This is a genomic window from Actinomadura sp. 9N407 (assembly GCF_044326315.1).
Taxonomy (GTDB): Bacteria; Actinomycetota; Actinomycetes; order Streptosporangiales; family Streptosporangiaceae; genus Spirillospora.
The window spans coordinates 104,173-118,063 of the sequence record NZ_JBIRAW010000020.1; the positions used below are offsets into that span (position 1 = coordinate 104,173).

14 protein-coding genes are annotated in these 13,891 nt (G+C 70.4%); 8 read left to right on the plus strand and 6 right to left on the minus strand.

All coding sequences use genetic code 11. From position 1 onward, the window contains the following. The first annotated feature begins 31 nt into the window (after positions 1-31). The 4 genes from ACH34Q_RS28420 to ACH34Q_RS28435 all read left to right on the plus strand — a co-directional run bounded on the left by ACH34Q_RS28420 (position 32) and on the right by ACH34Q_RS28435 (position 2,609). Positions 32-190: a DUF4177 domain-containing protein gene (locus ACH34Q_RS28420; protein ID WP_395986137.1), complete on the plus strand. Its 159-nt coding sequence runs from the start codon at positions 32-34 to the stop codon at positions 188-190. Positions 191-197: 7 nt separating this feature from the next. Then, positions 198-659, plus strand: a complete 462-nt coding sequence (locus ACH34Q_RS28425) for a RidA family protein (RefSeq protein ID WP_395986138.1) — start codon at positions 198-200, stop codon at positions 657-659. Positions 660-858: 199 nt separating this feature from the next. Continuing rightward, positions 859-1,656: an NUDIX hydrolase gene (locus tag ACH34Q_RS28430; RefSeq protein WP_395986199.1), complete on the plus strand. Its 798-nt coding sequence runs from the start codon at positions 859-861 to the stop codon at positions 1,654-1,656. Between the two features lie 5 nt (positions 1,657-1,661). Beyond that, positions 1,662-2,609, plus strand: a complete 948-nt coding sequence (locus ACH34Q_RS28435) for an MBL fold metallo-hydrolase (protein WP_395986139.1) — start codon at positions 1,662-1,664, stop codon at positions 2,607-2,609. A 106-nt stretch (positions 2,610-2,715) separates the two neighbouring features. Here the strand turns inward: ACH34Q_RS28435 and ACH34Q_RS28440 are convergent, their stop codons facing one another. Next, positions 2,716-3,402 (minus strand): Crp/Fnr family transcriptional regulator, encoded by a 687-nt coding sequence (locus ACH34Q_RS28440; RefSeq protein ID WP_344594623.1) that lies wholly within the window; start codon positions 3,400-3,402, stop codon positions 2,716-2,718. Between the two features lie 114 nt (positions 3,403-3,516). On the opposite strand from ACH34Q_RS28440, the gene nth reads away from it, so the two are divergent. The 3 genes from nth to ACH34Q_RS28455 all read left to right on the plus strand — a co-directional run bounded on the left by nth (position 3,517) and on the right by ACH34Q_RS28455 (position 6,547). Beyond that, entirely contained in the window at positions 3,517-4,269 is a 753-nt protein-coding gene (gene nth, locus ACH34Q_RS28445; protein ID WP_395986140.1) for an endonuclease III, read from the plus strand. Between the two features lie 109 nt (positions 4,270-4,378). Next, the gene (locus tag ACH34Q_RS28450; protein ID WP_395986141.1) at positions 4,379-5,059 is read left to right on the plus strand and encodes an NUDIX hydrolase; all 681 of its coding nucleotides are present in this window, start codon (positions 4,379-4,381) and stop codon (positions 5,057-5,059) included. Between the two features lie 291 nt (positions 5,060-5,350). Beyond that, positions 5,351-6,547 carry a MarP family serine protease gene (locus ACH34Q_RS28455; RefSeq protein WP_395986142.1) on the plus strand — a complete coding sequence of 399 codons (1,197 nt, stop codon included), beginning with the start codon at positions 5,351-5,353 and terminating at the stop codon, positions 6,545-6,547. A gap of 69 nt (positions 6,548-6,616) precedes the next feature. Here the strand turns inward: ACH34Q_RS28455 and ACH34Q_RS28460 are convergent, their stop codons facing one another. The 5 genes from ACH34Q_RS28460 to acs form a co-directional block, all read right to left on the minus strand. Continuing rightward, entirely contained in the window at positions 6,617-6,979 is a 363-nt protein-coding gene (locus ACH34Q_RS28460) for a DUF309 domain-containing protein (RefSeq protein ID WP_395986143.1), read from the minus strand. A gap of 196 nt (positions 6,980-7,175) precedes the next feature. Further along, a complete protein-coding gene (locus ACH34Q_RS28465; protein WP_395986144.1) occupies positions 7,176-8,099 on the minus strand; it encodes an alpha/beta fold hydrolase in 924 nt (307 codons plus the stop codon). Positions 8,100-8,105: 6 nt separating this feature from the next. Continuing rightward, a complete protein-coding gene (locus ACH34Q_RS28470; RefSeq protein WP_395986145.1) occupies positions 8,106-8,537 on the minus strand; it encodes a phage holin family protein in 432 nt (143 codons plus the stop codon). Positions 8,538-8,705: 168 nt separating this feature from the next. After that, complete coding sequence (gene nhaA, locus ACH34Q_RS28475; RefSeq protein ID WP_395986146.1) at positions 8,706-9,878, minus strand: Na+/H+ antiporter NhaA; 1,173 nt, start codon at positions 9,876-9,878, stop codon at positions 8,706-8,708. Positions 9,879-10,142: 264 nt separating this feature from the next. After that, positions 10,143-12,104 (minus strand): acetate--CoA ligase, encoded by a 1,962-nt coding sequence (gene acs / locus ACH34Q_RS28480; protein ID WP_395986147.1) that lies wholly within the window; start codon positions 12,102-12,104, stop codon positions 10,143-10,145. Positions 12,105-12,259: 155 nt separating this feature from the next. On the opposite strand from acs, the gene ACH34Q_RS28485 reads away from it, so the two are divergent. Further along, positions 12,260-13,048 (plus strand): Fic family protein, encoded by a 789-nt coding sequence (locus tag ACH34Q_RS28485; RefSeq protein WP_395986148.1) that lies wholly within the window; start codon positions 12,260-12,262, stop codon positions 13,046-13,048. Positions 13,049-13,891: the final 843 nt, after the last annotated feature.

Genomic DNA, 13,891 nt, shown 5'->3' on the forward strand with positions numbered 1-13,891 from the left:
GCGTGGTGGTGAGATCGCTAGGCTGGGTGGCATGACGAAGTGGGAGTACGCGACCGTTCCGCTGCTGGTGCACGCGACCAAGCAGATCCTTGACAACTGGGGCCAGGACGGGTGGGAGCTCGTCACGGTGCTGCCGGGGCCGAACCCCGAGAACCTCGTGGCCTACTTCAAGCGCGAGTTGGAGAAGTGAGCCCGGTATGAGCACCCCTGAGGAGCGCATCCGGGAACTGGGGCTGGAGCTGCCCGAGCCCGTCGCGCCGCTGGCGTCGTACGTGCCCACGAGGCGGACCGGCTCGCTGGTCTACACCTCGGGGCAGGTCCCGTTCGTCAAGGGCGAGCTGCACGTGCTGGGCAAGGTGGGCGCGGAGGTCACCCTGGAGCAGGGGGCCGAGCAGGCCGCGATCTGCGCGCTCAACTGCGTGGCGGCCCTCAAGTCCGAGCTCGGCGAGCTGTCGCGGGTCGTACGGATCGTCAAGGTCCTCGGGTTCGTGGCCAGCGCGCCGGACTTCTACGGCCAGCCGAAGGTGATCAACGGGGCCAGCGATCTGCTGGCCGAGATCTTCGGCGACGCCGGGGTGCACGCCCGCAGCGCGGTGGGCGTCTCGGTGCTGCCGAACAACGTCCCGGTCGAGGTGGAGCTGATCGCCGAGGTCTCCTGACCGGCGCGTCCACCCCACCGGGCCGCCGGCGCGTCCACCCCGCCTGACCGGGCGTCCCGCGCGGGTGACCGGCCGGCCGTACCCTTGACGGAATGGCATTCGGTATGCCCGAATTGGCCGTCATGAGGATCACGCGGTGGGGTGGACGATGGTGAACGGTTTGAAGCTGCCCCAGAGTTTCCGGGAGCGGCTGGAGGAGATGCGGGCGGGCCGGCTCGAGCCGGTGCCCGCACGGCACGCGGCGACCGTCGTCGTGCTGCGCGACCACGACGAGCACGGGCTGCAGGCCTTCATGCTCCGCCGGGTCGCCTCCATGGCCTTCGCCCCCGGCGCGTACGTCTTCCCCGGCGGGTCCGTCGACCCCCGGGACGGCGAGATCGCGCCCGGCTGGTCCGGTCCGTCCCCCGCCGAGTGGGGCAAGGCGTTCAACGCCGACGAGACGCTGGCGCGCGAGCTGGTGTGCGCGGCGGTACGCGAGACGTTCGAGGAGACGCTGGTCCTGCTGGCGGGCCCCACCGGCGGGACGGTCGTGGACGACACCCGCGGCGACGACTGGGAAGCCGACCGGCAGGCGCTGCTGGACCGGTCCCAGTCGTTCGGCCAGTTCCTGGAGCGCCGCGGCCTCGTGTTGCGCTCGGACCTGCTGCGCCCGTGGACGCACTGGATCACCCCGGCGATCGAGCCCAAGCGGTACGACACCCGGTTCTTCGTGGCGGGGATGCCGGCCGGGCAGCGGGCCAGGGACGTCAGCACCGAGGCCGACCAGGTGGCGTGGGTCCGTCCCGCCGAGGGGCTCGAACGGGCCGCCGCGGGCGAGTGGTTCCTGATGCCGCCGACCCTGGCGACGCTGTCCGAGCTGGCCGGGTACGAGACGGTCGCCGACGTGCTGGCCGCGCCCCGCGAGATCGTGGTGCACGAGCCGATCGCGGAGGTCATCGACGACGAGGTCTACCTGATCCTGCCGAAGGGCACCGAGAAGTTCTATCCGGGAGGCTGAGCCGGATGCCCCCGCGCCGCCGTGGCCCGTCCCCGTCCCATGTCGCCATGCGCTGGCTGGCGGGGACGTCCGCGCTGCGCCATCTGGACCGGCTCGGCCGCTGGAACCCGGCCCGCAGCCAAGATCGGCGGTTGGGCAGTATGGGGGACATGAGCGACATTGACGGGATGGGCACGGAACGGGCGCGATGCTGGTTGGCGCCCAACCCCTCCGAGATGACCCTGACCGGGACCAACACGTGGGTCATCGGCGAGCCCGGCGCCGAGGAGGTCGTGGTCGTCGACCCCGGGCCCAAGGACGGCGTCCACCTCCGCCGCGTGGTGGACGGGATCACGGCCTCAGGCCGCAGGGTCGGCCTGATCCTGCTCACGCACGGGCATCCCGACCATTCGGCCGGGGCCGCGAAGTTCTCCGGACTCGCGGTCGCGGCGGCGGGCGGTCGCGGGACCGTGCCCGTACGGGCGCTGGATCCCCGCCACCGGCTCGGCGACGAGGGGCTGGGCGAGGGGGACGTGGTCACCACCGGCGGCCTGGAGCTGCGGATCATGGAGACCCCGGGCCACTCCGACGACTCGCTGACGTTCTGGCTCCCGGCCGACCGTGCCGTACTGACCGGCGACTCGGTGCTCGGGTACGGGACGACGATCGTCGAGGGCAGGCTCGGCGACTACCTGACCTCGCTCGACCGGCTCCGGGCGTTCTCCGAGGAGCGCGAGGCCGCCACGATCCTGCCGGGCCACGGCCCCAAGCTGGACGACCCGATCGGCGTGCTCGACTACTACATCACCCACCGGCGCGAGCGCCTGACGCAGGTCGAAGCCGCCCTCGCGGCAGGGGCCCGTACAGCCAAGGACGTGGTCGCGACCGTTTACGCGGACGTGGACAAGTCGCTGTGGGGCGCCGCCGAGAAGTCCGTCCAGTCGCAGATGGAGTACCTCGAGGAACGCTCGTGAGGGCGTGTCGGGCGTGAGGGGACTGCGGCGGCCACCAGGGGGAGCCGTCGGGCCGCCGCGATGAAGCCGGGGTCGAGGGGGACGGGGCCGCCTGGGCCCCCGGGGGTCACTTGGAGCGCTTGCGGAGCCGTTCGATGTCGAGGATGACCACAGCGCGCGCCTCGATCCGCAGCCAGTTGCGCTGCGCGAAGTCGGCCAGGGCCTTGTTGACGGTCTCCCGGGAGGCGCCGACGAGCTGCGCCAGCTCCTCCTGGGTGAGGTCGTGGTGCACGTGCAGCCCCGCCTCGGACGGCTGCCCGAACCGTTCGGCCAGGTCGAGCAGCTGCTTGGCGACCCGCCCGGGAACGTCGGTGAACACCAGGTCGGCCATGACGTCGTTGGTCCGGCGCAGCCGCTGGGCCAGCGCGCGCAGCAACTGGACGGCCACCTCGGGGTGACCGGTCAGCCAGGGACGCAGATCGTCGTGGCCGAGCCCGGCCAGCCGGCACTCGGTCACCGCGATCGCGCTGGCGGTGCGCGGGCGCGGGTCGAACAGCGACAGCTCGCCGAACATCTCGCTCGGGCCGAGCACGCTGAGCAGGTTCTCCCTGCCGTCCGGCGCGGCCCGGGTCAGCTTGATCTTGCCGTCCAGGACGACATAGAGACGATCACCCGTCTCCCCCTCGTTGAAGAGCGTCTGGCCACGTGCCAGCCGCACCTCGGTCACGTTGGCGCGCAGCGCCTTGGCGCCCTGCTCGTCGAGTGCCTCGAACAGCGGGGCCCTACTCAGAACGTCCACGTCGCGGTCGGTCACGCTTCTCCTCCTCGAACACCTTCATGCTTAGTGTGACGTACGTCCCACCGCGTACGTGAGGGTAGGCCCCGCGGCGCGCCGTACGACGGCGGCGGAGGACGTACCCTTGCCCACGTGCCTCGCAACGGTAGCCCCGCCTCCGTGACGGCGCCCCGCAAGCCCCGGCCCCGGGCGGAGACGCGCCTCGCCCTGGTCCGCCGTGCCCGGCGGATCAACCGCGAGCTCGCCGCGCTCTACCCCGACGCGCACTGCGAGCTGGACTTCACCAGTCCGCTCGAACTGCTGGTCGCCACGATCCTGTCCGCCCAGTGTACGGACCGGCGGGTGAACGCGGTCACACCGGCTCTCTTCGCCCGGTATCGGTCGGCCGAGGACTACGCCGCCGCGGATCGCGACGAACTCGAACGGCTGATCCAGTCGACCGGATTCTTCCGGGCCAAGACCAACAATATTATGAAACTAGGCCATGACCTGTGCGAACGCTTCGGCGGGGAGGTCCCGGGCACCCTGAGCGACCTCGTCACGCTGGCGGGCGTCGGCCGGAAGACCGCCAATGTCGTGCTCGGCAACGCGTTCGACGTCCCCGGGATCACGGTCGACACCCACTTCGGGCGGCTCGCCCGGCGGTTCGGCTGGACGGACGAGACCGACCCGGTGAAGGTCGAGCGGATCGTCGGCGAGCTGATCCCGCGCAAGGACTGGACGATGCTGTCGCACCGGCTGATCTGGCACGGCCGCCGGATCTGCCATGCCCGCCGTCCCGCCTGCGGTGCCTGCCCGCTGGCCCGGCTGTGTCCCTCGTACGGCGAGGGCCCGACCGACGAGGCCGTGGCCGGGAAGCTGGTCAAGGAGGGCCCGTTCTCGTGACCGCACCGGGCGCACCGGGCGCGGCGGCCGGCTCCGCCGGAGCTGCCGGGGCTTGCGGGACGGGCCGGGCGGCCGGTGCGGTTCGGGTGGCGCGGGAAGGTTCGGCGGCGTGGCGGAGTTGGGTAAAGGCGTGACCGACATCCCCTCAACTCATCCCCTCTGGCTGGACCGCTTCTGTACGGCCGCCCCTCGGATCACCGTGCCGCCGTTCCTGCGGCCGGAGCCCGATGCGCGCGCCGCGGCGGTCCTGATCCTTTTCGGCGAGGGCCCCGGGGGACCGGACATCCTGCTCACCGAACGCGCCGCCACTCTCAGCAGCCACGCCGGGCAGCCCGCGTTCCCGGGCGGCCGCATCGACCCCGAGGACGGCGGCCCGGTGGACGCCGCACTCCGCGAGGCCTGGGAAGAGGCCGGGGTGCAGCCCGCGGGCGTCCACGTCCTGAATACGCTCCCCGAGCTTTACCTGTCGCGCAGCCGCCACCGGGTGACGCCGGTGGCCGCCTGGTGGCGCGAGCCGTCCGACATCGCCCCCGGCCACCCCGGCGAGGTCGCCACGGTGGCCCGGGTACCGATCGCCGAACTGGTCGACCCCGCCAACCGGATGATGGTGCGGCACCCGTCCGGGATGACGCTCGGCCCTGCCTTCCAGGTACGCGACATGCTCGTCTGGGGATTCACGGCGGGCCTGCTGATCCAGGTGCTCGACGCCGGAGGCTGGAACCGTCCCTGGGACACCGCTCGCGTCGAGGACCTGCCGGCCAAGGTGCTCGATCTCGCCTCCCGTGACTGAACGAGCCGTACGGGCCGGCTGAACGAGCCGGACGGGCGTGCGAACCGGGCCGTCCGGGGTGGTCTTGATCACGTGAACGTGCGGTTTGGCGTGTCGCGGCCGGTAATCGGGGGGACCGCGTGGACGGTCGCGGTACGTCCGTGAACCGTCCGCATCCGCCCGGTGACCGGCGATCTCGTACCGTACGCGGACGGGAGCCGTCGCGCATCGCACCCGACGGCTAGATATGGACGCACAATCTGGTACACCGAGGGGACGTGCGCAACGGTCCCCGCGCTATACGGTGAAGCGGTGCTGGGCGACCACCTTCTGGACCTGATTCTGCTCGTGCTCGTCGTGCTGTTCGCGGTCTCGGGCTACCGGCAGGGCTTCATCGTGAGCCTGCTGAGCTTCGGTGGCTTCGTCGGCGGGGGCGTCATCGGCGTGCTCATCGCGCCGCCGATCGCCGAGGCCGCCGTGGACGGCGCCGCGCAGCAGGCGCTGCTGGCGATCGTGATCGCGTTCCTGTCCGCGACCCTCGGGCAGCTGATCGCGTCCTCGCTGGGCGCCGTGCTGCGCAACCGGGTGACCGGCGACAACGCCCGCGCGGTCGACGCCGCCGGGGGCTCGGTGATCAGCGCGCTGTCGCTGCTGATCGTCGCGTGGTTCTTCGGCACGCTGGTGGCCAACTCCGAGTTCCGGCCGGTCCGGACGCAGGTCAAGGCCTCAACGATCATCAACGGCATCAACGACATGATGCCGTCGCAGGCGCAGACCTGGTTCGCCTCGTTCCAGGGGTTCGTCAAGAGCAGCGAGTTCCCGCAGGTCTTCAACGGCCTGGGCGGCGAGTCGGTCGTCGAGGTGCCGCCGCCGGACGACGCGATCCTGGACACCCCGGCGCTGCAGGCGGCCAAGCGCAGCATCGTCAAGGTCGTCAGCACCGCCCCGCAGTGCCAGCGCAAGATCGAGGGCACCGGGTTCGTGTACGCCAAGGACCGCGTGATGACCAACGCGCACGTGGTGGCGGGCGCCCGCGGGCAGTCCGTGATCGCCTCGCTGAGCGGCTCGCGCGACCGGGGCCGGGTCGTCCTGTACGACCCCAAGCGCGACATCGCCGTGCTGCACGTGCCGGGGCTGGACGCGCCGCCGCTGAAGTTCTCCGGGCCCGCCCGGGTCCGGGACGACGCGATCATCGCCGGCTTCCCCAAGAACCATCCGTTCACCGCGAGCGCCGCCCGGATCCGCGCCCGGCAGACGGCCAAGGGACCGGACATCTACCACGCCGGCCAGGTCAGCCGCGAGATCTACGCGATCCGCGGCACGGTCGAGCCCGGCAACTCCGGCGGCCCGCTGCTCGCCCGCGACGGCAGCGTCTTCGGCGTGATCTTCGCGGCGGCCCTGGACGCCCCGTCCACCGGCTACGCGCTCACCGCCGAGGAGGTGGGCCCGGACGCCCGCGCGGGCGCCGGCGCCACCACCCCCGTCTCCACGCAGAGCTGCTCCGACTGACCCGGCCCTCACGTTGACTCGTGGCGTGTTCGCCTCCACGGGCGACGCCAGAGGCGAACACGCCACGAGTCAACGAGGAGAGCGCCCGGTTCGGGTGAGGCGTAGGGAGATGGCCAGGTTCGGCCCATCTTCGGCGTGCGCGGCGATGCGGCGGGCTTCCGTGACGATCCCGTCGGCGTCGATGCCGTACGGAGCGTCGGCCGAGTGGGCCGCTATGCGGTCGGCGGCCCGTTCCAGTAGCGCTTGTGCGCCACGTGCGTTGCCGCGCCGTACGTGAGTGATCCCGACCGCGACCTGGGCGAGGCCACGCCACAGTTCCCGTTCGGTCTCCGGTGCGTCCTTCCACGCGGCTTCGAGCACTTCGTGCGCGTGGAACGGCCTGTCCTCGTCCAGCAGCCGCTGGGCCTCCACCAGAGCCTCTGTAGGAGTCACGGAGAGGTCTTCGGGCATCGTGGGTATCCCGCTCGTGCCCCGGGGCAGTGGGCGCCCGTAGGCGTCGCGCGGCCGAGCGTTGCGCGGCCGCCCTGATTCATCGCGATCCCGCATGGCCCCATTGTCGTTCAACGGGAGAGGCGGGCCGCGTCCAGGGGGCGTTCAGGAGTCCAGGGGTGTTCAGAAGGAAGCCGGCTCAGCGCTCCGGTTCGGGATCCTTCAGCCAGCCGAGGAGTTGCGTGTCGAACGCGCGCGGGCGCTCCTGGTGGGGGAAGTGACCGGCGCCGTCGATGAGCTTCCATCGGTACGGGGCCTCCACGTACCGGCCGGATCCCTGGGCGCTGGCCGGGAGGATGCACGGGTCCAGGGAGCCGTGCAGTTGGAGCGTGGGCACCTGGATGGGGGTACGCATGCGGTGCGCGTAGCGGATGCCGTCGGGACGCGGCTGCGACCGGACGAACCACCGGTGGTACTCAAGGGCGCAGTGGATCGTGCCGGGGATCTGCATGGCGTCGCGTACGAGACGCTCGGTCTTCTCATCGGGCCAGCCGGGACCAGACCACTCGTGCAGGAGCCGCCCCAGGAACGCGGCGTCGTTCCGTATGAGACGGCGTTCGGGCAAGCTCGGGACCTGGTAGCTGAAGATGTGCCGTGTCGCCCAGCCCTGCCCCCTCGGATTGCTCCGGATGGCCTGGCGCATGCGCAGCGGATGGGGCGCGCTCACTACGGCGAGACGCTGGACGACCTTCGGGTGGTAGACCGCCATCGTCCAAGCGAGCAGGCCGCCCCAGTCGTGACCCACGACAATGGCGTTCGCCTCCCCCAGCGCGCGTACGAGCCCCGCCGCGTCACCGGCCAGGGTGACCAGGTCGTACCCGCGGGGAGGCTTGTCGCTGCCCCCGTACCCGCGCAGGTCCACCGCGGCGACCCGGTAGCCCGCGGCGGACAGCGACACCAGCTGGTTGTGCCACGACCACCAGAACTCCGGGAAGCCGTGCAGCAGCAGCACGAGAGGGCCCTCGCCGGCCTCCGCGACATGGAAACGGGTGCCTCCGGCGCTGACCGTCCGATGGATCCAGGGTCCGTCGACTTCGACGACGGACGAGGCGTGCCCGGCCATGGCCCCTCAGTCCGTGAGCGCGGGGGTGTCGGAGCCGCCGCGGCGGCGCAGCGCGGTGAAGTCGTCCTTCAGGGTCTTGCGGGTCCGCTTCGCTCCCTCGATCTTCTTGATCCGCAGGTAGCCGATCCCGATCAGCGCCAGCGCCAGCAGCAGGTAGACGCCCGCGACGATGAGGAACGCGGCCCAGTGCCAGATGCCCAGCGCGACCAGGCCGTACGCGGCGGCGATCGACAGCAGGATGACGATCAGGCCGGCGATCAGGCCGGCGACGCCGAACATCACACCGCCCAGCGCGGCCTTCTTGGCATCGCCCTTGAGTTCCGTCTTGGCCAGGTCGATCTCCGCCCTGACCAGGTCAGAGACGTTGCTCGACGCCAGCGCGACCAGCTCACCGAGTGACTTGTCCTCGATGCGCTCGCCCGGCAGTGCCTCGGCCATATCGCTCTCTCCTTCCAGGCCCCGGCGTTCGGGACGGGCCTCACAGCCTGTCAGCCGGGCGATCGATCGGGCCACCCGGTCTCATCATCGATGATCCGGGCGTGCCATTGCACGTTCGCCCGGCACGTGCTCCGGCACCCGTGCTCCGGCACCCGTGTTCCGCCCGGGTCAGCCGACCAAGGCGGCGGTGGCCCCCCGCCGTCCCCGGCTCCGGAAGATGATGGTGGCGCCCACCGAGGCGATCAGGCTCGCGATCAGGACCGCTGTCGTCACTCTCTCGAATTGTGCCGGATCGGTATAGGCCAAACCGCCGATCAGCAGTGAAACCGTGAAACCGACCCCGGCGAGCAACCCGACGCCCGCGAGGTCGCGCCAGTGCAGCTCGTCCCCCAGCGTCGCCAGCCCGAACCGTACGGCCAGCCAGGCGCCGCCGAAGACGCCCACGAACTTACCGATCACCAGCCCGGCGATCACCCCGAGGGCCACCCGGTCGGTGAACACGTCGCCCATCCCGGACACGCTCAGCGTCACCCCGGCCGAAAGGAACGCGAAGACGGGCACGCACACCCCGGCGGAGAAGGGCCGGATGACGTGGTCGGCACGTTCGGCGTTGGTGGGCCGCCCGTCGGGCGTCTCCTTCGGGGAGGTGAGCATGCCGAGGGCCACACCGGCGACGGTCGCGTGGATGCCGCTCTTGTGCATGGCCGCCCACGCCAGAAGGGCCAGCGGCACGTACACCCAGGGGGAACGGACGCCCTTGGCCTGGAGCACCCCGTACAGCGCGATGAGCAGGACACCGACCACCAGCGTGATGAGCTTCAACTGGTCCGTGTAGAACAACGCGATGATGCCGATGGCGATGAGGTCGTCCACGACGGCGAGCGTCAGGAGGAACGCACGTAGTGGCGCGGGGCACGACGAGAACGTGACCGCCAGGACCGCGAGCGCGAACGCGATGTCGGTGGCCGTCGGAATGGCCCACCCTTGGAGGGCTCCAGGTTCACCTGCGCTCACCGCGAGGAAAATGGCCGCGGGCACCACGACCCCTGCGACGGCCGCGAGCACCGGTAGTGCGGCGTCCCGGGGGTTGCGCAGCTCACCATGGGTGAGTTCTTCGCGTAGTTCCAGGCCGGCGATGTAGAAGAAGACCGCCAGCAACCCGCCCGAGGCGAAGTGCGCCACGTCCATGTGCCCGAGGTGCAGCCACTCTGGGGCCACCTCGAACGTGCGCAACGAGGCGTACGCGTCCGCCCAGGGAGTGTTGGCCCAGACCAGGGCCGCGACCGTGGCGGCGAGCATGATGACGCCGCCGACCGTTTCGGTACGGAGCGCGTGGGCCACCTGGCGGCTGTAGCGGAGCGTTGGGCGGACAGGCCAAGTGGCGGCGGGGCGCGGCATGGGACTCCCGGTGGGTCGGACGGCGGGCATGGCCATGGCCGAGCCGTACCGGGTAAAACGGGACGTCTCGGCTCACCGCCGACCAGACTTCCCGGCACACCAGTCACAAATAATACCGGAACTACCCAAAACGACCGGACGGCCGCCCCCCAGGACGGCCGTCCGATACCCGTTCTCGTTCCGTGAAATCCCGCCTCAGCCCTCGGGCTACTCGGATTTGGCGCTGGGCAGCTTCGCCGAGATGAGATCCATCACCGTGCTGTCGGCCAGCGTGGTGACGTCCCCGATGCTGCGGTTCTCCGCCACATCGCGCAGCAGCCGCCGCATGATCTTGCCGGACCGGGTCTTGGGCAGCTCCGGAACGATCATGATCTGGCGCGGCTTGGCGATCGGGCCGAGCGTCTTGGAGACGTGCTCGCGCAACTCCTTGAGGAAGTCCTCGCCCTCCACGCCCCCCGCGCCGCCGCGCGGGATCACGAACGACACGATGGCCTGCCCCGTCACCGGGTCGGTCGCGCCCACCACGGCCGCCTCGGCCACCTTCGGGTGCGACACCAGCGCCGACTCCACCTCAGTGGTGGAGATGTTGTGGCCCGACACCAGCATGACGTCGTCGACCCGGCCGAGCAGCCACAGATCGCCGTCGGCGTCCTTCTTCGCCCCGTCACCGGCGAAGTACAGCCCCTTGAAGCGCGACCAGTAGGTCTTGACGTAGCGCTCGTCGTCGCCCCAGATGGTGCGCAGCATGCCCGGCCACGGCTCCTTGACCACCAGGAAGCCGCCGCCACCGTCCGGTACCGACTGCCCTTGGTCGTCCACCACGTCCGCCACGATCCCCGGCAGCGACCGCATCGCCGCCCCGGGCTTGCCCTCCGTCACGCCCGGCAGCGGGCTGATCATGATGCCGCCGGTCTCGGTCTGCCACCACGTGTCCACCACCGGGGCACGGCCGCCGCCGATGTTCTCGCGGTACCAGACGTACGCCTCGGGGTTGATGGGCTCGCCCACACTGCCGAGAACGCGCAGCGACGACAGGTCGAACTCCGCCGGGAACTCGTCGCCCCACTTCATGCAGGTACGGATCGCGGTGGGGGCGGTGTAGAAGATGGACACCTTGTACTTCTGGATGACCTCCCACCAGCGGCCCTTGTGCGGGGTGTCGGGGGTGCCCTCGTACAGGACGCTGGTCGCGCCGTTGGCGAGCGGCCCGTACACGATGTACGAGTGCCCGGTCACCCAGCCGATGTCGGCCGAGCACCAGTAGACGTCGTCCTCGGGCTTCAGGTCGAACACCGCGTGGTGGGTGTACGCCACTTGGGTGAGGTATCCACCCGTGGTGTGCAGGATGCCCTTGGGGTTACCCGTCGTACCGGACGTGTAGAGGATGTACAGCGGGTGCTCGGCGTCGTGCGCCTCCGCCTTGTGCTCCTCGCTCTGCCGCTCCACCAGGTCGTCCCACCACACGTCGCGCTCATGGGTGACGACCTCTCCGCCGGTACGGCGGACGACCACCACGTGGTCGATCGACGGGGTGCCCTCGACGGCCTCGTCCACGATCGACTTCAGGTCCGACGGCTTTCCCTTGCGGTAACCGCCGTCCGCGGTGACGACCACCTTGGCCTCGGCGTCGTTGATGCGGGTCTTGAGCGCGTCCGCGGAGAAGCCGCCGAACACCACCGAGTGGGTCGCCCCGATGCGCGCGCACGCGAGCATCGAGATCGGCAGCTCCGGAATCATCGGAAGGTAGATGGCGACCCGGTCGCCCTTGCGCACGCCCAGCTCCAGCAGAGCGTTCGCCGTCTTGTTCACCTCGCGCTGCAGATCGGCGTAGGTGATGGTTCGGCCGTCGCCGGGCTCGCCTTCCCAATGGAAGGCGACCTTGGCGCCCTTACCGGCCTCCACATGACGGTCCACGCAGTTGTACGCCACGTTCAGTTCGCCGCCGACGAACCATTTGGCGAACGGCGGGTTGCTCCAGTCGAGCACCTCGTCCCAGGGCTTGGCCCAGGACAGCCGTTCCGCCTGCCGCGCCCAGAAGGCGGGCCTGTCCGCGGCGGCCTCCTCGTACGCGTCGGCCTTGACGTTCGCGGACGCCGCGAGGTCGGCGGGAGGTGGGAAGCGCCGGGTCTCCTGCAGCAGGTTCGACAGTGTTTCCTTGCTCTGACTCAACGCATACTCCTTGCTTGCGAGAGGAAGGCGCCCGGTGAGCCCACTTCACCAGGGAAGTTGCCAACTCACAAGGCACCCGGCGCTTTGGATGCTAGACGGTGAGCGTTCCCGGCCCGGTGGCAAGCGAACACGGGCGACCGCATAGGGTCGGGCGCGTGACCGACGCCCTTCTCCAAGTAGCGAATCTGCCCGGAGTGGCCGAGGCGGTGGCGGATGCCCGTACCGCCGTGGACCGGCTTCTGGGCCACCGCATCCTCCGCCGGCGCAGCGCCGAAGTCTCCACCGAATCCGCGTTGCGGGGCGCGCGCGCCACCGCCGTGCTGGAAGGCGCCTCGGTCACTCTGGAAGAGCTGCGCACCACGGAGAATCCAGCGGATCCGATCGTCCAGGGAGCCCTGCGGGTCTCCGCGGAGCTCGGCTCCCTGGCGGAGACCTGGCGGCAGGCCCCTCGCCAGGTCCTGGCCCGCCTCCATGTACTGGTCGCCGCGGACGCCGTCGACAGCGAAGAACTGGGCCGTCCCCGTTCCGACCAAGCGGTCAAGGACGTCCTGGGCTTGGGCGACCCTCCGTCAACGGCGGAGGTGGCGCGCCGCCTGGACATGCTGAGCGGCCTGCTCACCGGCCCGACCAAGGCCCCCGCCATCGTCGTCGCGGCCATCGTGCACGGCGAGCTGCTGACCCTGCGCCCGTTCGGCTGGGGCGACGGCATCGTGGCCCGTGCCGCCGAACGCCTCACACTGGTCGCTCGCGGACTGGACCCCAAGTCCCTGACCGCACCAGAGGTCGGCCACGCCGAACTCGCCGGCGGCTACGTCAGCGCCCTGCGCGCCTACGCGTCCGGTGACCCGGATGGCGTCTCCACTTGGATCCGCCACTGTGCCGACGCGGCCGCCGCCGCTGCCCGCGACTCCCAGGCCATCTGCGAAGCGCTGCTCCGCGGCTGAGGGCCAGGGTCGCCTACGGCGGCCGCGACTTCGTCCTTTCCAAAAGGTAAGCACGCAGGCGGCGCCACGCCGTCGTGACCTCGCGGGGTCCGTTGTGATGCGGGAATGTGACCGGCAGTGCCCGGGCATAGCGAACGGCGCCCCTCGTATGGGACGCCGTCGCCAGTCACGTCACACCGGGTTACCAAGCGTGCGCCTCAAATTCGTAGGACCGGGACAAGCCCGTCGCTACGCGCCTCCCGCGGCTGGTCGCGCGTGGGTACCTGGCTGCCGTGCTCGGACACTTGGTCCGTAACTCCTGTCTACGCCTCATATGCCCAGTTGACAAGCCCCGATAAGTAAAGGGGCCGTGGCAAAGCCCGCCCGCCCCGTCCGGACGCCCGCCACCGCGGCATACCATTCGGGAGATACCGGAGCATCCCCGGCACATCCCAGAATCGATCACGCAGTGTGATCGATTCTTTATGTCGGCGATCTCGTCCCGTGCCGGAATGATCTTTAGATCTCCGGTACGCTCCCAACCTCGCCCACGGCTTTCCCGCTGGTTCTCCGGCGGGGTGGCGAAGGGCCTGCGGCGTCGCGTCACTCCCCGGGTGGGATCCTGTTCACCAGGTGAGAAAAAACGTGACCTGCCAGGCGACTTCGCCGCTCGACGGAAGTCTCGGCGATCAGGCAGCATATGTTGTATCTGCCTACACTGGAGACAGTGACTTTGCCTCTCCTATAGATCAAACTGGCGCCCGGCTTAGTGCGATCTCCCCCCGAGTCTTTCTTGGGAAACGGGCCGGCTCTACCCCCCCGGAGCCGGACCGTTCGGCGACCCCCGCTATCCCCCCCCCGGCG